The sequence below is a fragment of the Thermotalea metallivorans genome (assembly GCF_001562415.1).
GTDB classification, from domain to species: Bacteria; Bacillota; Clostridia; order Peptostreptococcales; family Thermotaleaceae; genus Thermotalea; species Thermotalea metallivorans.
This window is the reverse complement of sequence record NZ_LOEE01000032.1, coordinates 19,389-42,347: the sequence shown is the minus strand read 5'-3', so window position 1 is coordinate 42,347 and position 22,959 is coordinate 19,389. Positions and strand designations below refer to the sequence as shown.

At 41.0% G+C, this 22,959-nt stretch carries 19 protein-coding genes, 1 pseudogene and 1 riboswitch; of the genes and pseudogenes, 15 read left to right on the top strand and 5 right to left on the bottom strand.

Features of this window, described 5'->3' with window-relative positions; genetic code table 11:
* The first annotated feature begins 3 nt into the window (after nt 1-3).
* Nucleotides 4-1,272 (top strand): imidazolonepropionase, encoded by a 1,269-nt coding sequence (gene hutI, locus AN619_RS08045; protein WP_068556214.1) that lies wholly within the window; start codon nt 4-6, stop codon nt 1,270-1,272.
* Between the two features lie 39 nt (nt 1,273-1,311).
* Complete coding sequence (locus AN619_RS08040) at nt 1,312-1,929, top strand: cyclodeaminase/cyclohydrolase family protein (RefSeq protein WP_068556213.1); 618 nt, start codon at nt 1,312-1,314, stop codon at nt 1,927-1,929.
* Between the two features lie 40 nt (nt 1,930-1,969).
* On the opposite strand, the gene AN619_RS08035 is transcribed toward AN619_RS08040, so the two are convergent.
* Nucleotides 1,970-2,773, bottom strand: a complete 804-nt coding sequence (locus AN619_RS08035) for an REP-associated tyrosine transposase (protein ID WP_068556212.1) — start codon at nt 2,771-2,773, stop codon at nt 1,970-1,972.
* A gap of 232 nt (nt 2,774-3,005) precedes the next feature.
* Between AN619_RS08035 and AN619_RS08030 the strand changes: the two genes are divergently transcribed.
* From AN619_RS08030 to groL, 5 genes are all read left to right on the top strand, one after another.
* On the top strand, nt 3,006-6,068 hold the full coding sequence (locus AN619_RS08030; protein ID WP_068556211.1) for an AAA family ATPase: 3,063 nt from the start codon (nt 3,006-3,008) through the stop codon (nt 6,066-6,068).
* An 84-nt stretch (nt 6,069-6,152) separates the two neighbouring features.
* Nucleotides 6,153-6,839, top strand: a complete 687-nt coding sequence (locus AN619_RS08025; RefSeq protein ID WP_068556210.1) for a TIGR00266 family protein — start codon at nt 6,153-6,155, stop codon at nt 6,837-6,839.
* A 35-nt stretch (nt 6,840-6,874) separates the two neighbouring features.
* Nucleotides 6,875-7,498 (top strand): class I SAM-dependent methyltransferase, encoded by a 624-nt coding sequence (locus tag AN619_RS08020; protein ID WP_242867360.1) that lies wholly within the window; start codon nt 6,875-6,877, stop codon nt 7,496-7,498.
* Between the two features lie 348 nt (nt 7,499-7,846).
* A complete protein-coding gene (gene groES, locus AN619_RS08015) occupies nt 7,847-8,131 on the top strand; it encodes a co-chaperone GroES (RefSeq protein ID WP_068556209.1) in 285 nt (94 codons plus the stop codon).
* Nucleotides 8,132-8,174: 43 nt separating this feature from the next.
* Nucleotides 8,175-9,806 carry a chaperonin GroEL gene (gene groL, locus AN619_RS08010; protein WP_068556208.1) on the top strand — a complete coding sequence of 544 codons (1,632 nt, stop codon included), beginning with the start codon at nt 8,175-8,177 and terminating at the stop codon, nt 9,804-9,806.
* Between the two features lie 223 nt (nt 9,807-10,029).
* Here groL and AN619_RS08005 read toward each other — a convergent pair whose 3' ends face one another.
* The 4 genes from AN619_RS08005 to AN619_RS07990 form a co-directional block, all read right to left on the bottom strand.
* Nucleotides 10,030-10,395 carry a coiled-coil domain-containing protein gene (locus AN619_RS08005; protein ID WP_157064958.1) on the bottom strand — a complete coding sequence of 122 codons (366 nt, stop codon included), beginning with the start codon at nt 10,393-10,395 and terminating at the stop codon, nt 10,030-10,032.
* Nucleotides 10,396-10,623: 228 nt separating this feature from the next.
* Nucleotides 10,624-11,121, bottom strand: coding sequence for a hypothetical protein (locus tag AN619_RS08000; protein ID WP_068556207.1), 498 nt, complete (start codon nt 11,119-11,121; stop codon nt 10,624-10,626).
* Nucleotides 11,122-11,388: 267 nt separating this feature from the next.
* Entirely contained in the window at nt 11,389-11,667 is a 279-nt protein-coding gene (locus AN619_RS07995; protein WP_068556206.1) for a spore coat protein, read from the bottom strand.
* A gap of 62 nt (nt 11,668-11,729) precedes the next feature.
* Nucleotides 11,730-11,951 carry a hypothetical protein gene (locus AN619_RS07990; protein ID WP_242867358.1) on the bottom strand — a complete coding sequence of 74 codons (222 nt, stop codon included), beginning with the start codon at nt 11,949-11,951 and terminating at the stop codon, nt 11,730-11,732.
* Nucleotides 11,952-12,200: 249 nt separating this feature from the next.
* Between AN619_RS07990 and AN619_RS15925 the strand changes: the two genes are divergently transcribed.
* The 8 genes and pseudogenes from AN619_RS15925 to guaB all read left to right on the top strand — a co-directional run bounded on the left by AN619_RS15925 (nt 12,201) and on the right by guaB (nt 22,938).
* The gene (locus tag AN619_RS15925; RefSeq protein WP_157064957.1) at nt 12,201-12,377 is read left to right on the top strand and encodes a hypothetical protein; all 177 of its coding nucleotides are present in this window, start codon (nt 12,201-12,203) and stop codon (nt 12,375-12,377) included.
* Nucleotides 12,378-12,713: 336 nt separating this feature from the next.
* Nucleotides 12,714-14,018 carry a tetratricopeptide repeat protein gene (locus AN619_RS07985; protein ID WP_068556205.1) on the top strand — a complete coding sequence of 435 codons (1,305 nt, stop codon included), beginning with the start codon at nt 12,714-12,716 and terminating at the stop codon, nt 14,016-14,018.
* Between the two features lie 25 nt (nt 14,019-14,043).
* Nucleotides 14,044-14,187: a hypothetical protein gene (locus AN619_RS15920; protein WP_157064956.1), complete on the top strand. Its 144-nt coding sequence runs from the start codon at nt 14,044-14,046 to the stop codon at nt 14,185-14,187.
* 209 nt (nt 14,188-14,396) lie between these two features.
* Complete coding sequence (gene ytvI, locus AN619_RS07980) at nt 14,397-15,440, top strand: sporulation integral membrane protein YtvI (RefSeq protein ID WP_068556204.1); 1,044 nt, start codon at nt 14,397-14,399, stop codon at nt 15,438-15,440.
* A gap of 261 nt (nt 15,441-15,701) precedes the next feature.
* Nucleotides 15,702-19,133, top strand: coding sequence for a pyruvate carboxylase (locus AN619_RS07975; protein WP_068556203.1), 3,432 nt, complete (start codon nt 15,702-15,704; stop codon nt 19,131-19,133).
* Between the two features lie 222 nt (nt 19,134-19,355).
* The gene (locus tag AN619_RS07970; protein WP_068556202.1) at nt 19,356-19,538 is read left to right on the top strand and encodes a hypothetical protein; all 183 of its coding nucleotides are present in this window, start codon (nt 19,356-19,358) and stop codon (nt 19,536-19,538) included.
* A 358-nt stretch (nt 19,539-19,896) separates the two neighbouring features.
* A pseudogene (gene larC / locus AN619_RS16685) lies at nt 19,897-21,095 on the top strand (nickel pincer cofactor biosynthesis protein LarC).
* Nucleotides 21,096-21,166: 71 nt separating this feature from the next.
* Nucleotides 21,167-21,268: riboswitch (purine riboswitch) on the top strand.
* Nucleotides 21,269-21,477: 209 nt separating this feature from the next.
* Entirely contained in the window at nt 21,478-22,938 is a 1,461-nt protein-coding gene (guaB, locus tag AN619_RS07960; protein ID WP_068556201.1) for an IMP dehydrogenase, read from the top strand.
* Nucleotides 22,939-22,959 lie beyond the last annotated feature (21 nt).

The window sequence follows — 22,959 nt, the reverse complement described above, 5'->3', positions numbered from 1 at the left end:
GCCATGACAAAGGGCAATCTGTTGATTAAAAATGCTGCAGAACTGGTGACCTGCAGCGGTTTTGAGGCGAAAAAGGGCAAGGAAATGAATGAGCTCCACGTGATTCCCAATGGTGCAGTTGTCATCCAAGGGGGTGTGATTCAAGGGGTGGGCTCTACGGAAGAAATTCTGAAAAATTATTGCGAATCAGATTTCCAAGTCATTGATGCTTCCGGAAAATCTGTATTGCCTGGCTTTGTGGATTCACACACACACTTTGTCTTTGGAGGATATCGTGCTGAGGAATTTTCCTGGAGACTCCGGGGCGACAGTTATATGGAAATCATGGAAAGAGGCGGAGGCATTATCAATTCCGTAAAAGCAACCCGAGAAGCTTCCAAGGAGGAATTGTTCCGGTTGGGCAAAAGAAGGCTGGATTCTATGCTATCCTTCGGTGTTACGACGGTAGAAGGAAAGAGTGGCTATGGTCTGGATTATGAAACAGAAATCAAACAACTGGAAGTGATGGAGAAGCTGGATCAGGAACATCCTATCGATATCGTAAAAACCTTTTTGGGGGCCCATGCCGTGCCCAAGGATTACAAGGGACGGGAAGATGCATTCGTAGAATTTCTGATAGAAAAAGTTCTTCCGACGGTGGTTGAGAGAAACTTGGCAGAGTTTTGTGATATTTTCTGCGAAAAAAACGTCTTTTCCGTGGAACAGTCCAGAAGACTTTTGACGAAGGCCAAGGAAATGGGAATGAAATTAAAACTTCATGCCGATGAAATCGTGCAGTTAGGAGGAGCAGAACTGGCGGCGGCATTGGGAGCTGTTTCTGCAGATCACCTGCTTCAGGCTTCAGATCAAGGAATTGAAGACATGGCAAAGGCAGGGGTGGTGGCGACACTGCTTCCGTGTACTGCCTTTAGCTTAAGGGAACATTATGCAAGGGCAAGGCACATGATTGACCATGGCTGTGCCGTGGCCTTGGCTACGGATCTGAACCCGGGAAGCTGTTTTACAGAATCCATTCCCTTGGTATTTGCTCTGGCCACTTTGTATATGAAGATGTCCATTGAAGAAGCAGTGACTGCCTTGACTATCAACGGAGCTGCAGCCGTGGGCCGTGCAGACAAGATCGGTAGCATCGATGCAGGCAAGCAGGGGGACATCATTATCCTCGAGTTCCCATCCTATAAATACATACCTTACCATATCGGGGTAAGCACAGTGGAAAAAGTAGTTAAGAAGGGGGTCCTTGTTTTTGACAAGGAAAATAAGAAAAGTTAATATGCTATATGCATTGAATCCAGCGGAGGTGTAAAGAAAATGTTAGCAAATATGACCATCAAAGCTTTTTTGGAAGAAACAGCTTCCAGCTCTCCTGTTCCGGGGGGTGGAAGTGTGGCTGCCCTCAGCGGGGGGCTGGCAGCAGCCTTGACGGAAATGGTGGCAAACCTCACCATCGGCAAAAAAGGTTACGAAGGCTTAGGGGATGAAATGAAGGCCATTGCTGCCCATGGGGCAAAATACAGAGAAAAATTTGTGGAAGATATTGATCGGGATTCCGATGCGTTCAATGAAGTGATGGCGGCCTTCAAGCTGCCAAAGGCTACGGAAGAAGAGGTAGAGGCCAGAAAGGCAGCCATTCAGGAGGCAACAAAGAAAGCGGCTTTAGTTCCCTTGGAAGTGGCAAAGGATGCCTTTCGCATGATGGAGGCCATTGGGACGGTGGTGGAAAAAGGCAACAAAAATGCAGTAACCGATGGGGCTGTGGCTGCGATGATGGCAAGGACGGCTGTACTTTCTGCATTATATAATGTCAAAATCAACCTTGGCTCCATCAAGGATCAAGATTTCGTCCGGGAAGTGACAAAAGAAGTAGAAGCCTTGGAAACAAAAGTAGAGGATTTGGAAAAAGAAATTCTATCCAAGGTTGTGTTATAGGGACCTGTTAGCGTGACAGGGGACGGTTCTCTGTCACGCTTTATAATTTTATTCTATCGATCACGCCTCTGTTTAGACTTAATATATTTGCAATTTCTCTAATTGATAGGTTAGAGTGAAATTTTAAAAAACCAATGAGCTCGTCTCTAACATGTTTATTCACCTTACATTTTAAATCTTCTATAGATAGTTTTTTCTTTCCTAAAAATTCTTCAGCATATTTTTTCCCTTCCAAGTATCCATATAGGATTATCTTTTCATTTTCGCTTTTTTCCATTATATCTAAAAAGCAATTTGTATTATCCTTTGCAGAAAATTGCTCGAATAATATGATCGCTTGCCTTGGATTCTGGGAAAATAAAGATAATATAAATTCTCTATCTACGGCATCAGATTTGCTTGCTTCATTTATGTAACTGTTATAGCTGCTCCAAGGATAGTCCCTGCAATTGTTTACAAGTTGAGCCTGAACAGGATTGTTATGTATGTATTGTATGGCGGCCAACAGATAATTTTCATCCTCAATGGGTTCGCTTTTGAATCTATCTTGGAAAACATGGCCAACCCGTTGATATTTTCGATTAAAGTAATAAGCGTAGCTGGTATTAATCCTCTTCATACATTGAGCAAGAGGTTCTTTACTTTCTTTTATTAGTAGATGAACATGGTTATTCATAAGGCAATAGGCATATAACTCATATTCCGATATTTTCTTTTTGTCAGATAGTATGCAAATAAATTTATGTCTGTCCTCATGATCATGGAATATATTTTTCTTTTCATTTCCCCTCATCATTACATGGTAGATACCTGCTTTACTAACCAACCTTCTATATCTTGGCATTATATCACCTCCTCCTCTGAGGAATATTCTATTTTCATAGATGGAATCCCTCTTTATTTTGGATTATAAGAAAGAAAAAGGAGATACTGGATAAAAATCCTATATTATTTCACTTTATTTTTTAGCTCAATTGAGCGTGACAAAGAACCGTCCCCTGTCACGCTCATCTGTTTAGATTTAATTCCTTTTGCTGCTAAATATGATATAATAGCAAACAAAGGCAGGTGATGGGATGGATATCATACAGGTAAAAATGCTGCAGGCTCCGGCAGTCTTTAAAAATGATGAGCAAATCATTTTTCCCTTCAGAAAGGCGGAGGCTCTGTTTTATTATTTGATTGTAAATGGGCAGGCCACGAGGGATGAGCTGGTGGATTTGCTATGGGGAGAGGTAGAGGAGGAAACGGCAAAAAAAAATCTAAGGCATGCCATGTATAAAATTCGAAAGGCCTTTGACATGGACATTATTATATCACCTCAAAAATCCACGGTGATGGTCAATCCCGACATAAAAATTGAGACGGATTTGCAACGTTTTTTCAATGACCAGGAGGAAGGAATAGCTGCTTACGGAGGGGAATTTCTTCAAGGCTTTCTGGTGAAGGAAGGGGAAAAATTTGAGGAATGGATGTTTCGAAACAGAGAATATTATAGGGATCTGTATATATCCAAGTTATATGAGAAGGTGAATGGATGTCGAGAAAGAGGAGAAAACCGCAAGGTTGAGCACTATGCAAAGCTGTTGATGGATACTGACCCTTTTGATGAAAGGGCTTATCGCATTCTTATAGAAAGTTACGGCAGGGAGGGTGCCTACCATAAGGCTGTAGAGTTGTACCACAGACTGACGGAAGTGCTGGATCGGGAGCTAGGAATAACACCGGATGCTGAAACAAAAAAGGTCTATGAGGAAACCTTGACAAAGAGGGGCAAAGAGGAGAAAGGCAGCGGGAGATGGAAAGCAAATGTGTTTTTCTACGGCCGGCATAAGGAATTAAAATTTCTGGAAGAACAGTACATGGATTTTGTTCAAAACCAAGGAGCAAAATCGATTCTGATCATGGGAGAAGCAGGCATCGGAAAAACCAAGCTGAAGGAGAAATTTTTGGAGAATGTGGATAATCAGCATGTTTATATTTTGCAAGCCAACTGCTATCAGGCAGAGGAAGGATACCCGCTAAAGCCTTGGAATCAAATACTTGCTGATTTAGGGGAAATTATCCGCAGGGAGAGGATTGAAATTCCACAGCTTTGGAAAAATATTGTGCTGCACCTATTCCCCATATTTGATGTGGAAGGGGCCACTGCCTCCCACAACCCTGTGGAGGGCATTGATCGGGTAAAATACCAGGTGGCAGAGGAAGCTGTACTGGAGATTTTCAGAAAAGTTGCTGGCAAAAGAAAAGTCCTTTTGATCTTTGAAGACTTGCAGTGGATGGATACCATGAGTATCGGATTATTAAGTTTTCTATTGCGTCATCAGGATACAAAACAAATTTTGCTGATCGGAACTTGCCGAAATGGTTATGGCAAAAAGATTGAACCGTTTCTCACTACGATGATCAAGGATCAACGGATGGAAAAAGTGGTTCTATCCCGGTTCACTAGGGAAGAGGTGGAAGAGTTTATCGAGCAGGCACTGCCTCATTATGTCATAACCCGGGAGATGAAGAATCGAATCTATCGAGAAACCGAAGGAAATGCCTTTTTCTTGATGGAACTTTTAAATACGATGAAGGAAAAGGGTACCATTGGTGAAATTTCAGGAAAAGCTCAGGATATACTGAAAAGCCGGATTATCGATATCTCGGAAGAAGGGATGAAGCTCTTAAATATTGCTTCCTTGTTTTTTGATAAGGTGACTTTGGACATGATCCACACCATCAGCGGGAAAGATGAGTTGGAGCTTCTGGATATCCTAGAAGAGCTGCAGAACAGATATATTCTCAAGGAAGTGGATCATGGGGAAGAAATCAGCTTTGAATTTACCCACCATAAGCTAAGGGAATTTATCTACGGCCTTCAATCTCCTGCCAGAAGAAAAATTCTCCACAATCGTATTGGTAAGATTTTGGAAAAGAGCCTAAGAAACGATTATCGGGACAAGTACGTCTATTCCAAGCTGATTTATCATTTTTCTAATGGGGGAAATAAGCTGGCTGCACTGAAATACCGCATCAAAAACCTGGATGATTATTCGGATTTCAGCCATGAACTCTTCCCGATCCTGTATGATGAAGAAATGGATGAAGAAAAATATGCTTGTCTGAATCAGGAGGAATCTATCAAATATTTAAAGGATTTAGAGGAGGAACTAAAGGAAGTAAAGAGGACGGAAAAGGAGAAGGAAGAAATAACCCGGCTGGAAATTGCCTTCTATCATACCAAGGGAAGGTATTGCATACAGGAAGGAGAGTATCATTTCGGCGTCGAAGCGATCCAAAAGATGATAGAGAGCGCAGAAAAAATCGGGGATTTTGTCTATATGCTAAAGGGTTACCGGCAGATGATTTATTATGGTATCCAGATACATCATACGGATTTGATGCAGGAATACCTTTCCAAAGGCTTAAAATTGGCCCAAAGGCACCATCATCAGAAGGAGATGGGCATATTGCTGCGGCTTCAGGGATTGCAAAAACTAATGGTTGGCAGGTATGAAGAGGCAGAAGAAACCTTAAAACAATCCATCCATATCTTTGAGGCCTTAAGCAAACAGGAGGATCGTTATGCCTTAAATATTGCGGCAGCCTATAATTATATTGGAGAAATACGAAGACATAATATGAAGTTTTCCAGCGCTCTGCACTACTATGACAAAGCCATGCATATCTGTGATGAAAAGAAGGTGTTTCGGGGCATTACCCTCTTTAATACCAATGCGGGGCAGGCGGCCTTTGACATGGGGGATTATCATCGGGCCAAGAGTTATTTTACGAAGGCGATTGAAACCTATCGGCAAGTGGATACCCTTTTGGGGCGTTCTACGGCGGAAGGATATATGGCTTTGCTGCTTATCCGTGAGGGAAAGTATCAGGAGGCCCTAGACTATTTAAAAAGTGCCGAGGCCTATGCAAAGAAGCTGCAAAGTCCTTATGAGCTGGGATTAATCTATCGGGTGAAAGCAGAGATCAAGATCCAGATGGAGGCCAATGACGAAGTTCGCAGGGTTTTTCAAGAATACTTGCCTCTCCCTCCAAAAGCTTATTGTGACAAAGGAATTGAATTGCTTTGCGGGGTAAAGGGCTGCTATGAAGTAGATATTCTAAAGGCTTTGAGGCGAGATAAAGATTAGAAAATACCTGCCAAAAGCGAAATCGATCAAAAGGCAGGTATAAAACTTTTTATATAGAATATGTTAATCTTGGAGGTGAAAATGATGAAATATGAAATCAAGGGCGGCCATTTGCCGGTAGTCGTTTTAGAGTTGCAACGGGGGGAAAGTGTGTTTACGGAATCGGGCGGCATGGGATGGATGACGGATGATTTCCATATGGATACAAATATGGAAGGCGGATTGTTTGGCGGCATCGCCAGAAAGCTTGCGGGAGAATCCCTTTTTATGACGACCTATACCTGCACTTCTCCCAGCGGCATCATTGCTTTCCCTTCTTCTTTTCCCGGAAAAATCATACCCGTAACATTGGAACGGGGGCAAAGTATGATCTGTCAGAAAAAGTCGTTCCTCTGCGGAGAACGCTCCGTGAATCTGGAGATATTTTTCCGAAAGAAGCTAGGGGCCGGACTGTTTGGCGGAGAAGGTTTTATTCTTCAAAAAGTTACGGGACCGGGACTTGCCTTTATGGAAATGGATGGGGAAGTGATAGAGTATCATCTGAAAAACGGGGAAGTGCTGAAGGTGGATACGGGACACGTAGCCATGTTTGAACCAACGGTGGAGTTTGACATAGAGATGTTAAAAGGTTTCAAAAATATATTGTTCGGAGGGGAAGGGTTGTTCTTGGCAAAGCTCAGGGGGCCGGGCAGGGTTTGGCTGCAAACCATGCCGATTCAAAATCTGGCCAAAAATATCATCCCTTACATGCCGCCTTCCGGTAAGGAATAAAATGGGAAACATCCGCCCTATGGGGCGGATATTTCATGGTGATAGAAAAGAGGCCCTGGGTCTTGGAGAAAGGAGAGGATGACATGGGACACAAGTTTCATATAAAGGATAAAGAGAAGTTAGATAATCCAAGAAGAAGAGAATATCTGCCCCCGAAGGAAACTTTGATGGAGATGGGTCTGCAGGAAGGGGATGTGATGGCAGATATCGGTTGCGGCATTGGATATTTTACCCTGCCAGCATCGGAAATTGTGGGACAAGGGGGAAAGGTCTATGCGTTGGATATCTCCCGGGAGATGCTAAAAGAGGTGGAAGAACGCCTGAAAGAAGGGAAAATCTCTAATGTCCAAGGGGTGCTGGTAGCAGAAGATCACTTGGTTTTGCCCGATGGGAGTGTAAGCTACGCTTTCCTTTGTAATGTTTTACATGAAGTAGGGGATCAGGATGCATATTTGGATGAAGTATCGAGGATATTAAAAGACGGCGGGAAAATGGGCATTATTGAATGGGAGAAAAAAGAAGGCGAAATGGGTCCTCCCGTTACTCATCGGATCGATAAAACAGAGGTAGAGGCACTGCTGAAAAGGAAAGGATACCAGAGTATCTCCATAGGCAATATTACACCAGATATCTATCGCATTGTAGCAATAAGGGAATAAAAGAGAGGATGTCCTATTTTTTTATGGGATAAATATCACTCTTGGAGTGAACAATTCCTTCTAATGAATTCTCCCCTACTGCTATAAGTAGAGGAGAATTCAAAAGGACAAAAACAAAAGAAAAATTTAGAAAAAAAAAGTTAGGCGATGCATAAACAATAAAATTTGAATTCATTGGCTAAAATATCAAAATAGATTAAAATATGCCATAAATGGAGATTTGCATATATATTTTAGATGTTATACAGTATAAATGTGATTAGCACTCAATCGAAGTGAGTGCTAATAAAATGGTAATGAATAATAATATAATATCAATTATACAAATTATTCTAAGGAGGGTTTTTGATGAACATCAAACCATTGGGAGACAGAGTTGTGATTAAGAAGCTTGAAGCAGAAGAAAAAACAAAAAGTGGCATTGTACTGCCAAGCCAAGCCAAGGAACAACCACAAATGGCTGAAGTTGTTGCCGTAGGACCAGGTGGCGTAGTGGACGGTAAAGAAATCAAGATGGAAGTAAAAGTAGGAGACAAGGTTATTTTCTCTAAGTATGCAGGTACAGACATCAAGTACGACGGAGTAGAGTACACAATTTTAAGACAAAACGACATTCTGGCGGTTGTTGAATAGTTAATCATATTCAATCTAATACATAAACAAGGAGGGCAATATCATGGCAAAGGAAATTAAATTCAGCGAAGACGCTCGTCGCAGATTAGAAGCGGGTGTAAATAAATTAGCAGATACTGTGAAGGTTACTTTAGGACCAAAGGGAAGAAACGTTATTCTTGATAAAAAATTTGGTTCTCCGATGATTACAAATGATGGTGTTACCATTGCTAGAGAAATCGAATTGGAAGATCCATATGAAAATATGGGCGCACAACTGGTAAAAGAAGTAGCAACAAAGACCAATGATGTAGCTGGAGATGGTACAACAACTGCTACATTATTAGCACAAGCCATTATCAGAGAAGGATTAAAGAACGTTGCTGCCGGTGCAAACCCGATGATTTTAAAGAAGGGTATCCAGAAAGCAGTAGATGTGGCTGTTGAAGAAATCAAGAAAATCTCTAAGACCATTGAAAGCAAGGAAGCGATTGCTCAGGTTGCATCCATTTCTGCTGCTGATGAGGAAATCGGTAAGTTAATTGCCGAAGCTATGGAGAAAGTAGGCAAGGACGGCGTTATCACAGTAGAAGAATCTAAATCCATGGGAACTACATTAGAAGTCGTAGAAGGTATGCAGTTTGACAGAGGCTATGTATCTCCATACATGGTAACAGACGCTGAAAAAATGGAAGCTGTATTGGAAAATCCATTTATCCTGATCACAGACAAAAAGATCTCTAATATCCAAGATCTGCTGCCGATTTTAGAGCAAATTGTGCAACAAGGCAGAAAACTGCTAATTATTGCAGAGGATGTTGAAGGAGAAGCATTAGCTACACTTGTTGTAAATAAACTAAGAGGCACATTTGAGTGCGTGGCTGTAAAAGCTCCAGGATTTGGCGACAGAAGAAAAGCAATGCTGCAAGATATTGCTATCTTAACTGGTGGTACAGTAATTTCTGAAGAATTAGGATTGGACTTAAGAACTGCCACAATGGATATGCTAGGACGTGCAAACAGGGTAAAGGTAGACAAGGAAAATACAACAATCATTGATGGCGCTGGAAATCCACAGGCAATCAAGGATCGAGTAAAACAAATCAAAACACAAATCGAAGAAACAACTTCTGATTTTGACAGAGAAAAATTGCAAGAAAGACTTGCAAAATTAGCAGGCGGTGTTGCAGTAATCCAAGTTGGCGCTGCTACAGAAACTGAATTAAAGGAAAGAAAGCTAAGAATCGAAGATGCATTAAATGCTACAAGAGCTGCTGTGGAAGAGGGTATCGTAGCAGGTGGCGGTACTGCACTGCTGAACACAATTCCGGCTGTGGAAAAATTAATTGCTGAATTAAGCGGTGATGAAAAGACAGGTGCAATGATTATCCGAAGAGCTTTAGAAGAGCCTGTAAGACAAATCGCTGCCAATGCGGGCTTAGAAGGATCTGTGATTGTTGAAAAAGTAAGAGGTAGCGAACCAGGTGTTGGTTTTGATGCATACAATGAAAAGTATGTCAACATGATCGAAGCCGGTATCGTAGACCCGACAAAGGTAACTCGTTCAGCCCTGCAAAATGCTGCATCTGTATCAGCAATGCTGTTAACTACTGAAGCTGCAGTAGTAGATATTAAAGAAAAAAATGAAGGAATGGCAGGCGGTGGCATGGGCGGCGGGATGCCGGGCATGATGTAAGATAGCCTATAAACTTTGAAAAAGAATAAAGTTAAAACAAAAATAATTAGAAGCTGTTCATTTGTTCTTTGAACTTCTGAGCAGCTTCTTTCTTTATATTTTGATCTTAGGCTCATCGGCTGTATCCCCGGAAAACTTGCATAGCAATATTCTAACTCCACTGCAAGGATATCAACTCTTTTGGTGATTATATTGACACCATACAGTCCCTTATTCCATAATATTATTTTATTCTTCTAAAAATAAACTCATCATGCTTTATAACTTCTGATTCTATGCGATTTAATTTCTCTGTATTTTGTACATATCCATCAAATAGGGCTTCGAGTTTTTGACCGTGCTCTTGCTCAATGCGAATGACCGTACTTTTGACTTCTTGTATTTCTACGTTCATATCTTTTATTTCTGTTTTGATATCTTGCACCTCAGTTTTTAACGCTGCAACATCTTTTGTAAGATTGTCTACCTGTGTTGTAAGATTGTCTACCTGTGTTGTAAGATTGTCTACTTGTGTTGTAAGATTGTCTACCTGTGTTGTAAGAATGCCTACCTGCGCAGCAATCATTTCCAATAACTCCCTATCTGTCATGTAGATTCTCCTTTCTTTTGTGATCTTTTAATCTTTGCAAAGCCATCGTGACTTCTCTTTTTTTATCATCATACTACGATTTGAAGCAAAAATAAATATGTAACAAAGCACAAATCATCAAAGGAGCAAAAATAAGTGAAAAAAGCAAAGAAAACAGGACCAGATGACCCTGTTTTCCGGATGATTCAGGCTTTTTAGTTTATATCAAATTGTTTTTTCTGTCATCAATTAATATATTTCGATTTTACTGGCATGATGGTTTTCTAAGTTTTTGATAACAAGTTCTTTCGTACTGTCATCCAACTTGTGAAGCACAAGAACTACCTCTTCTTTGTTTTTCAGCCAATTGCGCCTAGCCCAAAGAGTGTGGATAAGGAATCCTAACAATGCTCCCGAAGCCCCGCCATAAAAGATCAAGGCAATTCCGGCGATGAAAGAAAGGGTGGAAAGATGAAGAAGATTCGTATTCAAATAAACTGCTGCAAAGGCGGATAGTGCACCGATAATAAATCCGGTAAATACGCCGCCCCATATATCTTCCAGCCCGGAAGGAGCAACTTGGCGGGAACGCTTGATCAAAACACTGGAAATCTCCTTTTCCGTATGGGATGAAGCATTTTTGGGGATTACAGATATGTGGCCACGAATATTCGGGTCTACTCTTAAAGTCTTTATACAACGATTTAAATCCGGTATATTTTTAAAAGTAGCAATAATATTATACACAATACCCACTCCTTTCCTTGAGAAAAAATATAAAGTTCGAGGACAAACAGAAACTTTGTTATAACACATAGGAAATTATCTACTTTTATCAATTGTGGATAAGGCATAATTTCCGTCATGGGTTTCAACAAAGTCTTCCTTTAAATCTTCCAACGGAAGACTTTATTATTTTAGATATGTTATACCCATAATTGCACAAAATATTTAGAATTTTTTAAACAAAACAAAAAAATAAAAAGAGTGGAAGAGGTCCACTCTTTTCAGAAACTACTTCAATTCATTTTTTATTTGATTGTATTTGTCCTTTGCAGTCTGTACATCTTGGGCAGCAGCCTTTTTAACGGTATACCAGCCCCGTTGCTGCATTGCATTGAAAATATCCTGCTGATTGGCAAATACATTTTGTTCGCATCGTGTGAGTATATTTCTTAAATTAGTGCAAGAGGATTCTGTAATACCAACGGTATATGCAGAAGAAACCTGCTTCTCAGACATTAACAGGTCGTTCATTAGTTCCTTTTCTGTAAAGTTTGCCTGATGTTGCATGTGATTACCTCCTTTGTTGTTCAGCCGACGGATGATAGGCTTCGCAAGGAACGATGAAATTCCTATTGATGGGAGTTTAAATAATTCAACAGATCATCAAAGTTTTGCTTATGCCGTTGTGCACCTTGCCGGCACATGTTTTTTAATTGAGGATCTGTACAATACTCGGCATATTGACTCATCTTTTTATTCATCATGGATTCATAGTTGAGCTGATCTTCTAAAACCTTTAGATTTGGGGCATCCAATTGAGGCTTTCCGCCTGTTTGATTGTTCATCTGCATATGAGTATACCTCCTCTTTTGGCGAAGAAATAAATATTTTGGGAATCGTCTTCACACAATATTATTATACGGAGATTTGCAAGAGTTATAGCTTGAAAAAAATGAATCCTATACTGCAAAATAGCTGGAGAAGATAAAATTCTTAAATTTAGGAAATATTGCTGTTTGATGATAACTGCACAAAAATAGCATTTCTCTCAATTCATAAGCATAAAGGGGGCAGTAAAACGAAATATAAGGAGGAATCGTATGTTTCATGGGCCGTTGCAAGAAGATGACTGGAAGGAAGTAGAAGATACGATGAAGATGTGTTGGTTGAAGCAAAATCAGAGTTTGGCAAAAAACTGGGAAGATGTAAAAGATCATGTCCGCTTCGGATGGTTGATGGCAAAACAGATCCATCAGGCAAGAGAAAGTATTCATTAAAACATTAAAACATTAAAACAGCCTATTCCGCAGTTTTGCACAATATGCCTGAAAACGTACTATATGGAGAAGATGCGGGCGACATTCTTTCCCATGAATTTATCAATCAATTGGAAGACAAAATAAAATAGGGGAGTATTCTGCTTTAGGTACTCCCCTATGGAATGTAATAAAAAAGATAAAAAACAATAAAAAAATGTAATTGGGGCAAAAAAGATGAGCAAATATAAGTAAATTTTTTTTTAAAAAAATCTTTATTGTTTTAGAAAAATATGATATACTTTTTTTAAAAATAAAAAATATAAAAACAATTGAAAGAAAAGGTGAGAAGACACGATGTATTTTATGGAAGACATTATCCTGCCCCCGGGGGAAAAAATTAGAAGAATACGGGCTTTTTTAGGAGCAAAGCAGGAAGACATCACCGGTAATAAAATCACAAGGAATTTAATCAGCTACGTAGAAAACGGAAAAACGAGACTGGTTCGCGATACGGCTGAAATTATTGCAGAAAACTTGATGCGGATCGCGGAAGAGCAAAAGAATCCTATTTATATTACGGCAGACTACCTGATGGAGAATGAGCTGCAGCAGGCCAATCGGATTTTGGAAAAGCTGTTTCACCAGATGAAAGAGTACCTGCAGTCCAACGAAAGGCTGTTTATGGAAAGTTTTCGTCGGGCAGAGGAGATTTTGGCCGACTGGGATATTTACGACAAAAAGGCCATGATCTATGAATTGATGGGCGATTTTTATTATAATAAAGCTCAGTTCCATGACAGCTATATTTATCACATCAAGTCTTTGGAAAACTATATCCGGATCAATCATCATGTAAAAATGGCATGGAGTTATTCCAAATTAGGACGAGCATGCCTTGACCTTAAAAATTATAGGGATACTATCAATTTGCATAACCACGGTATACTAGTTTTGGAAAGTCACCATATAGAAGAACCTGCCATTATGAAAAGACTTTTATTTAATAATTCTACAGCGTATGTAGAGATGGGCAGGTATGATGAGGCCTTTGAGTTTTTAAATAGGCTGACGGCAAAATACAATGATTTTACGGACGAGCAGCAAATGGATATCATGATTCAGAAGGGCAACTGTTATTTGGGCAAGGGAGAGCTTCATACGGCTAGAAAATTGTTAGAGCAGGTTGTAGAAATGGCCCAAAGGAGCAAGAACCTGGAAAGGGAGGCCATGGCCTATAAAAATCTGAGTGATGTATATGAAAAGAAGGGCGACTTGGAGAAGGCCGTGGAATACAACCGCAAGAGCTTGGACATCCGTGAAGTCCATGGAAGCAGATTCTTGAAGACCACTTTGTTGGATCTGGGGAAGAGATATTATGGCATAGGAAACTATGAGGAAGCTGAAAAAATACTGTTGAGGGCTTTAGAAGAAGTCAAGGGAGAAAGAGATCTGTCCCTGCAGGCAGAAGCCTACCGCTATCTTGCCAAGACCTATGGGGGAGCTGGGAAAGATAGGGAACTGGATGCTTTGGTAAAAGAGGTTATTGGAAATAAGAGAGAGTTTAGAGATGTACTTTTCGAGGCAGCCTATTACTATGCCCATAAGGACATGGATAGGAGCAAAGAGTTGTTGAAGTTGGGATTGGAAGATTCCCAATAAAATAAAAATCCAAAGGGGGATTATCATGAAAATAAAAAAAATAGTTTTATTGACGGCGGTTGCCATGCTGTTGAATCTGGCTGTCGGTACAGCCATGATCTATGCCGATCAAGCACCTTTGAAATCAACACCGCCTGTCACTCCGAATGATGCGCCAGCATGGGATTAAAAACAGGTTTTCATGAAAAAATGTTTTAGAGATTCTTATGAAAGCATTATGATGCCATAGGTGTTTTTCAGAAAAAACCCGATCTTTTCAAAGAGATCGGTTTTTTTTTCAAAGGGATGCAGATCCAAGATTTATAGCCATTCACCCTAGGGAAGAGTATAATTATTTTTGGATATCATATTAGCGGTTTCTGCGGAAAGGAGTCTCCTATGCTAAATCCATTTTTTCTCAATAAGTTGAAGAGGACGGCGATCTTTATCGTTGCCTTTACTTTGCTATTCCTGCTATTTTTCTCAACACTTCCATATACACTACCCTTTGTGCTGGCATTCGTCATTGCCTTATGGATCAAGCCATTCAATCTATATCTGCAGAAAAAATTAAAAATATCCAATGCCATCTCTTCCATCCTATCGACCGCCCTTGTGTTCTTGGTGCTTGGAATTTTAGTATCTGCAGTATTATATAAAGTCACCAATGAAGCAAGACTATTGCTTACGAAGGTTCCAAATCTTGAAACGATCAGGAGTTATGTGGAACTATATCTAAATGAGGTGAGCAAGTTTTTTGGCCAGTTGGATCCTGTGCTGGCAGAAAAAGCCTATCCTCAGCTTACGGCCATGCTATCGGGGATCTTGAATATCACCGTCCGCAGTTTAAATGCGATTATTTCTTTTGTCATTCGGCTTCCTGTGGCACTTATGATTGCCTTTATTACATTTTTGGCTACTTATTTCTTTTCAAAGGATATGCCTGACATCATTGAAAAATTTTATTCTATTTTTTCCCTTGAAGGCAAGGATCAAATGCATAGTATTCTGAAAGAAGGCAGCAGTATGATTGCAGGCTATTTTAAAGCCTATGCAACCGTCATATTTTTAACATTTCTTGAAACCTTCATTGGATTTTTAATCTTAGGGATAAATTATGCTTTGATTCTCAGTGCCTTATCGGCCTTTATGGATATACTTCCTATTTTGGGCATCAGTGCTGTGTATATACCCCTTGCGATTTATAATTTTTACTTAGGGAATACCTTGATGGGTGTTGGATTATTGATCCTTTATGTAATTGTTACGGTGTCCAGACAAATTATTGAACCAAAGCTGGTATCTACCACTTTAGACATTCACCCTGTCATGATATTGGCTGCGATTTTTATCGGTTTGAAAGCCTATGGCTTCCTTGGAATGATCTTTCTCATCGCCCTAATGGTAGCTTATAAGATACTGGTCAAAGTACGTATTTTGTAATGAAAATATCCCAAAACATTGGATAATTTTGGTAAGTTGTGATCCGGTCTTTTCCAAAGGCCGGATTTTCTCTTTGAATAAGCAGAAATAATTCGAAAAAATTGTTACATAAATTTAAAATATTGAAAACCGTAAAAAGATAAGTTATAATTTAATAAATATACACATACAGCATGCAAATATACAAATATACATTTAAATTTTAAAAGGAAATGTTTACTGATATCACAAAGAATAGGGGAGAGTAGGATGCAACGACCAATGCCAATGAAATTTAAAAGAGTGTTGGTGGCAAACCGTGGAGAGATTGCCATCCGGATTTTTCGGGCCTGCCATGAGCTTGGAATCAGAACCGTGGCCATTTATTCCAAGGAAGACCAGTGTGCTTTGTTCAGAACCAAGGCCGACGAGTCTTATCTTATAGGAAAAAATAAAGGGCCTATTGAAGCATATTTGAGTATTGATGAAATCATCAATCTGGCTTTAAAAAAAGGGGTAGACGCTATCCATCCCGGTTATGGATTTTTGTCAGAAAATCCTGAATTTGCAAGAAAGTGTGAGGAATCGGGAATTGTATTTATCGGACCTCACTATACCATGATGGAAAAGGTAGGCGATAAGATTAATTCCAAGATTGTGGCTAAGGAATGCGGGGTCCCGATTATTCCCGGTGTTGACAAAGCCGTACTTTCTGAAGAGGAAGCCATTGCCTTTGCCAGACAATGGGGATATCCTATGATGTTGAAGGCTGCTGCTGGAGGCGGTGGTCGAGGAATGCGCATTGTCAGAAGGGAGGAAGACCTGGCGAGAGAATTCCATAGTGCAAAAAATGAGGCAAAGAAGGCCTTTGGTATTGACGATATATTCATCGAAAAATATATTGAAAAGCCAAAGCACATCGAAGTACAGATCTTGGGAGATCGGTACGGCAATGTGGTCCATCTGTATGAGAGGGACTGTTCCATCCAGAGAAGACATCAAAAAGTGGTAGAGTTTACGCCGGCCTTCTCTGTTCCGGAAGAGAAGAGACAGGAGATCTGCAATGATGCCCTCAAGATTGCAAGGGCAGTCAACTATAGAAGTGCAGGTACTGTAGAATTTTTGGTAGATATGCATGGCAATCACTACTTTATTGAGATGAATCCCAGAATACAGGTGGAACATACCGTAACGGAAATGGTAACAGGCATTGATATTGTCCAAAGCCAGATTCTGATTGCCGAAGGATATCCTCTGCATTCACCGGAAATAGGGATTTATTCCCAAGAAGATATCAAGCCCAGGGGATATGCCATCCAATGCAGGGTGACCACAGAGGATCCTTCCAACCAGTTTTCACCGGATACGGGGAGAATTGATGTATACAGAACGGGATCGGGCTTTGGCATCCGGTTGGATGGGGGCAACGGGTATACGGGAGCGGTCATCAGTCCCTACTATGACAGCCTGCTGGTAAAAACTATCTCCTGGTCCAGGACCTTTGAGGACGCCGCCAGAAAGGCCATCCGTTCCATCAAGGAGCTTACCGTAGGCGGAGTCAAGACTAACGCAGCATTTTTAATCAATGTATTGAATCACGAAACCTTCTTAAAAGGCCAGTGTGATACGGGATTTTTGGCAGACCATCCGGAGCTTTTCCAAATCACGCCCAAGGCAGACAAAGAGTTGCGAGTACTCAAATTTATTGGAGAAAAGGTAGTCAATGAAACAAAAGGAATCAAACGGGATTTTGACGTGCCGGTAGTTCCCAAGGTAGAGCTGCCCGCAGAATTAAGGGGTACAAAGCAGTTGTTGGAGGAGAGGGGCCCGGAAGGGGTTGTGGAATGGATCAAAAGCCAGAAAAAATTGCTGCTGACCGATACGACCATGCGGGACGCTCACCAGTCCCTCATGGCTACCAGGATGAGAACAAGGGATATGCTCAAGATTGCCAAGGATACTTCCATTTTGGCAAAGGATTTATTCTCTCTGGAAATGTGGGGAGGGGCTACCTTTGATGTGGCTTACAGATTTTTAAAGGAATCTCCTTGGATTCGATTGGAGGAGTTGAGAAAGAAAATACCCAATCTATTATTCCAGATGCTTCTAAGGGGTTCCAATGCCGTAGGGTATCGAAACTATCCCGATAATATCATCCGATCCTTTATTCAGGAATCGGCAGCCAGCGGCATCGATGTCTTCCGAATCTTTGATTCCCTGAACTGGCTGAAGGGAATGGAAGTGGCCCTGGATGAAGTGTTAAAGAACGGAAAAATTGCAGAAGTATGTCTATGCTATACGGGGGATATTTTGGATAGTCGCAAGGAGAAGTACACCCTGGATTACTATGTGAAGATGGCGAAAGAAATTGAAAACATGGGTGCCCATATTTTGGGAATCAAGGATATGTCCAGTTTATTGAAGCCCTATGCGGCAGCTAAGCTGATGAAGGCCTTAAAAGAGGAAATATCCATACCCATTCATCTGCATACCCATGACACCAGCGGAAACGGTGTTGCAACGATTCTTATGGCAGCCGAGGCCGGCGTGGATATCGTGGATACGGCTATCAACAGCCTGTCGGGCCTGACTAGCCAGCCCGCCCTCAACTCTGTGGTTGCAGCCTTGGAAAACACAGAAAGGGATACGGGGATTGATCTGGATGATGTACAAAAACTTTCAGATTATTGGGCTGCCGTACGACCTGTTTATGAGCAATTTGAATCGGGATTAAAGTCCGGAACCACAGAAATTTATAAGTATGAAATTCCGGGAGGTCAATATTCCAATCTCAAGCCTCAAGTGGAAAGCTTTGGTTTAGGCCATCGATTCAATGAAGTAAAGGAAATGTATAAGAAGGCCAATGAGATGCTGGGGGATATCGTAAAAGTAACGCCCACATCCAAGGTAGTGGGAGATTTGGCCATCTTCATGGTGCAAAATGAGCTGACCCCGGAAAATATCTGTGAAAAAGCAAAGGACATGGCATTTCCCGATTCTGTAGTAGATTATTTTAAAGGATTGATGGGGCAACCCATGGGAGGATTCCCGGAGGAGCTGCAGAAGGTGGTCTTAAAAGGGGAAAAACCGATTACCTGCAGACCCGGTGAATTGTTGGAGCCGGAAGACTTTGAAAAGATTGAAATCTATTTGAAGAAAAAATTTCATATGCATCCGACCCAAAAAGATGTCCTTTCTTATGCCCTGTATCCTAAGGTGTTTGAAGAATATTTGAAGTATGTGAATGAATACGGGGATTTGAGCCGTATGGGCAGTGACGTCTTCTTCCATGGCCTGTATGAGGGTGAAACCTGTGAGGTAGAAATTGCAGAAGGAAAAGTCCTAATTGTGAAGCTGGTGGAAATCGGAAGGGTTGACCATGACGGCTACCGACGGGTGGTATTTGAAGTAAACGGAAACCGGCGGGAGATTAATGTATTTGATAAGGCAAGCAACGTAAGACGGGAATCCAAACCCGTCACACTGGCAGACCCTTCCAATAGCAAAGAAATCGGCGCCAGTATTCCGGGAACCGTAGCAAAAGTTCTTGTCAATGTGGGAGAGGAAATAAAAGAGAATCAAATATTGGTGGTGATTGAAGCCATGAAAATGGAAACAAACGTAACGGCGTCTGTTGCGGGGATTGTGGAGTCTATTGCAGTAAAAGAAGGACAGCAGGTAAAGACAGGGGAGTTATTGCTGAAGCTGAAATAGAAAAAAACAAAGAAGGAGTCCTAGGAAAATAGGATTCCTTCTTTGTTTGGGGTTAATAAATTCTGTTATTGTTTTTACGGCCTCCATATAGAAAATTCCTCCATTTTTGACCCTGGCGGGATAAATTTTGTGTACCAAATTCATCCAGAATTTCTTTTGTATGTATGTACGAAAAATTATGAAAATGGTATGATATAAATAAAGAAAGGAGTTGATAGCTATATGAATTTTTTCCGTTATGGACTTCCCATGGTGAGCGGTCTTTTTGTTTTGGTGAATTTGGGTATTATAATCTATATGGTTTATTTATTCCATATCCTGGCCACGTCCAATAAACAAATTGCCGAATCCATGCAAATCCTTGTCAATAAAATAGACAAATTAGGCAATAAAGATTCTCTCTAAGATTTCGATTCTTTATTTATAAGTTTAAAAAAATAAGCTGTATTTCATCATAATGGATGATCAAGTTACAGATCATACCGGCAATAGCCCAGTCTATAGCTTGCATAGATATGATGTGGCAGATATGGAGATGGAAGAGTATGCTGTTGTTTCAAGGGGTAGCGACCCAAGGCGCTATCTCTTTTTGATTTGACCTGTCTAGGGAGGCTGCTTAGGCAAAGGCATTTCGATTTTGGGAAAAATAGGCTTGAATAAACTTCCAGATTGGGATAAACTTTTACGTAAGGAATTGTATTTTTATAAAAAAATCTTTATTGAATTTTATTTGCATACAAAAGAAAATTTGGAGGAATTCGGCATGCAAAGGATATTATTTTTTGATTGTTTTTCGGGAATCAGCGGAGATATGACCGTCGGCGCCCTTCTTGATTTGGGCATCGATCAAGAACAGTTTTTGAATGAAATGAAAAAGCTGCAAGTAGATGGCTACAAGCTGGAAATCAAAAAATCCACGAAAAAGGGGATCACCGGAACAGATTTTCATGTAATTTTGACCCATCATCACCATGATGACGAGGATCACCACCATCATGATCACAGAAATCTTCATGATGTGGAGAGGATCATTGATGAAAGCGAACTAAAGGATCATGTGAAGGTAATGAGCAAAAAAATCTTCAGGTTGGTGGCGGAGGCAGAGGCTAAGATTCATGGAAAACCCTTGGAGGAAGTTCATTTTCATGAGGTAGGAGCTATGGATTCCATTGTAGATATTGTAGGGACAGCCATTTGCATGGATCTTCTGGAGGTAGATGAGGTATATGCATCACCCCTTCATGTGGGCACAGGCTTTGTACATTGTGCCCATGGGGTTTTTCCTGTGCCGGCACCGGCTACCCTTGAAATCTTGAAGGGAGTGCCTGTTTACAACAAAGGAATTGAGACAGAGCTTGTTACGCCCACGGGAGCCGCCATTGTAAAGGCTTTCAGCGACGGATTCGGAGACATTCCTGCCATGGAGATTCATAAAATCGGTTATGGCTTGGGGAAAAAGGATCTAGAGATTCCCAATGTACTAAGGGTATGTCTTGGGGAAAAAAAAACGAAAAAAATAGTCTTGTGATGTTGGAGTGCAATATAGACGACATGAACCCGGAGTTCTATGGGTATGTAATGGAGAAAGGACTGGAGGCGGGTGCCCTGGATATATTCATGGTACCTGTCATCATGAAGAAAAACAGACCCGGGATTCTTTTGTCTGTATTGTGTGAGGAAGACAAAAGAGAGGAACTGGAGCAATTTATTTTTATGGAGACTACCACCTTGGGGATCAGGCGATATGCGGTAGAGCGCAGTGTTTTAGAGCGAAAGGTATTGCGGATACGCACAAAATATGGGGTGGTGGGAATGAAGGTAGGCTTTCTGGGAGGGAAGATTTTAAAGTACGCTCCCGAATACGAAGACTGCAAGGAGATTGCAGAAAATTTCCACCTTCCTTTGAAAAAAGTTTATGAAGACATCCACTATGCCATGAAAAAATATATTGAAAGTATGTAGAAAATTTCGAATATATTATTTTGCCTTCATGTCTATTGACAAGTTTTTTTATATTTGATACGTTATATAGAAAAATATATAGAATAAGCCCTCATATATGTTCGGGAATATGGCCCGAATGTCTCTACCGGACAACCGTAAATTGTCTGACTATGAGTGGAATTATGCAGGATGTTTTGCGGCTTTTTAAAGGATCCGTGTAATAATTTCACTCGAATTATTATACGGATTTTTTTATCATTTCCCCCATGCAGTGTAATCTTTTATGTAAAGATTTTATGGGAGGGTTCTGCTGCAGATGCAATTCTTGGAAAGCGGATGTAATGTTTTTATGTGGAGTTGGGTACGTTAAGGGTAGATAAAGAAGAAAGGAAGGGTCGAGATGGAAGGGAAATTAATAAAAGAAGGGTTAACCTTTGATGATGTGCTTTTGATCCCACAAAAATCCAGTGTTTTGCCGAGGGATGTGGATGTACGGACAAGATTGACGAAAAAAATTAAGCTCAACATTCCACTGATGAGCGCAGGAATGGATACGGTAACGGAGGCAAGGCTGGCCATCGCCATTGCCAGGGAAGGTGGTATTGGAATTATCCATAAAAATATGTCCATAGAAAGACAAGCCCTAGAAGTGGACAAGGTAAAACGAAGCGAGCACGGTGTCATTGTTGATCCCTTTTATTTGTCTCCGGAGCATGTGATCGGGGATGCTCTGGAATTGATGGAAAGATACCATATTTCCGGTGTACCCATTACGGACAAAAATAAAAAACTGGTGGGTATCCTTACAAATAGGGATATTCGATTTGAAAATGATATGAACAAAAGAATTGAAGAGGTAATGACCAAAGAGAATCTTGTAACTGCCAAAGAGGGCATCTCTATGGAGGAAGCAGAGAAAATCTTAAAGAGCAGAAAAATCGAAAAGCTTCCCATCGTTGATGATGAAGGGTATCTCAAAGGGCTCATTACGATCAAGGATATTGAAAAGGCCATACAATATCCAAATTCAGCCAAGGATGAAAAAGGAAGACTTTTGGTGGGAGCAGCCATCGGTGTTACGGGAGATATGCTAGAGAGAACGGCTGCGCTGGTAAAAGCAGGGGTTGACGTTATTGTCGTCGATACGGCCCATGGGCATTCTCAAGGGGTTCTGGATGCAGTAAAACGGGTAAAATCCATCTATCCTGATTTGCAGGTCATTGCAGGAAATGTGGCGACGGCAGAGGCAACGGAAGATCTCATCAAGGCAGGGGCAGATGCGGTCAAAGTGGGCATCGGACCCGGGTCTATCTGTACTACGAGGGTTGTGGCCGGCATAGGCGTTCCCCAGATTACAGCCATCTATGATTGTGCCCAGGCTGCAAAAAAATATGATATTCCTATCATTGCAGACGGCGGCATTAAATATTCGGGCGATATTGCAAAGGCCATTGGTGCAGGGGCCGATGTATGCATGATCGGATCGCTGTTTGCGGGTACAGAAGAAAGCCCCGGAGAAATGGTGATTTACAAGGGAAGAAGTTTCAAGGTTTACAGAGGGATGGGCTCCATGGGCGCCATGGCTTGCGGCAGCAAGGACAGATACTTCCAGGAGAATGAAAAGAAGTTTGTTCCGGAGGGTGTAGAAGGAAAGGTGCCATATCGGGGTGCATTAAAGGATATTGTATATCAAATGGTTGGCGGATTAAAGGCAGGGATGGGATACTGCGGTACACCTACCATCAAGGATTTGAAGGAAAACGGAAAATTTATAAAAATTACGGCAGCAGGCTTAAGGGAAAGTCATCCCCATGATATCAGCATTACGAAGGAAGCACCAAACTATAGTGTCAGTGAATAGTTTACCGGATCTCATAAAAGG

Bases quoted from the DNA above. Each gene is read 5' to 3' on its own strand.
- AN619_RS07990 (WP_242867358.1), bottom strand. From the start codon at position 11,951: ATGCAGATGAACAATCAAACAGGCGGAAAGCCTCAATTGGATGCCCCA.
- hutI (WP_068556214.1), top strand. From the start codon at position 4: ATGACAAAGGGCAATCTGTTGATTAAAAATGCTGCAGAACTGGTGACC.
- groES (WP_068556209.1), top strand. From the start codon at position 7,847: ATGAACATCAAACCATTGGGAGACAGAGTTGTGATTAAGAAGCTTGAA.
- groL (WP_068556208.1), top strand. From the start codon at position 8,175: ATGGCAAAGGAAATTAAATTCAGCGAAGACGCTCGTCGCAGATTAGAA.
- AN619_RS08020 (WP_242867360.1), top strand. From the start codon at position 6,875: ATGGTGATAGAAAAGAGGCCCTGGGTCTTGGAGAAAGGAGAGGATGAC.
- ytvI (WP_068556204.1), top strand. From the start codon at position 14,397: ATGCTAAATCCATTTTTTCTCAATAAGTTGAAGAGGACGGCGATCTTT.
- AN619_RS07985 (WP_068556205.1), top strand. From the start codon at position 12,714: ATGTATTTTATGGAAGACATTATCCTGCCCCCGGGGGAAAAAATTAGA.
- AN619_RS08030 (WP_068556211.1), top strand. From the start codon at position 3,006: ATGGATATCATACAGGTAAAAATGCTGCAGGCTCCGGCAGTCTTTAAA.
- AN619_RS08025 (WP_068556210.1), top strand. From the start codon at position 6,153: ATGAAATATGAAATCAAGGGCGGCCATTTGCCGGTAGTCGTTTTAGAG.
- AN619_RS15920 (WP_157064956.1), top strand. From the start codon at position 14,044: ATGAAAATAAAAAAAATAGTTTTATTGACGGCGGTTGCCATGCTGTTG.
- AN619_RS08040 (WP_068556213.1), top strand. From the start codon at position 1,312: ATGTTAGCAAATATGACCATCAAAGCTTTTTTGGAAGAAACAGCTTCC.
- AN619_RS08035 (WP_068556212.1), bottom strand. From the start codon at position 2,773: ATGCCAAGATATAGAAGGTTGGTTAGTAAAGCAGGTATCTACCATGTA.
- guaB (WP_068556201.1), top strand. From the start codon at position 21,478: ATGGAAGGGAAATTAATAAAAGAAGGGTTAACCTTTGATGATGTGCTT.
- AN619_RS08005 (WP_157064958.1), bottom strand. From the start codon at position 10,395: ATGACAGATAGGGAGTTATTGGAAATGATTGCTGCGCAGGTAGGCATT.
- AN619_RS15925 (WP_157064957.1), top strand. From the start codon at position 12,201: ATGTTTCATGGGCCGTTGCAAGAAGATGACTGGAAGGAAGTAGAAGAT.
- AN619_RS07970 (WP_068556202.1), top strand. From the start codon at position 19,356: ATGAATTTTTTCCGTTATGGACTTCCCATGGTGAGCGGTCTTTTTGTT.
- AN619_RS07975 (WP_068556203.1), top strand. From the start codon at position 15,702: ATGCCAATGAAATTTAAAAGAGTGTTGGTGGCAAACCGTGGAGAGATT.
- AN619_RS07995 (WP_068556206.1), bottom strand. From the start codon at position 11,667: ATGCAACATCAGGCAAACTTTACAGAAAAGGAACTAATGAACGACCTG.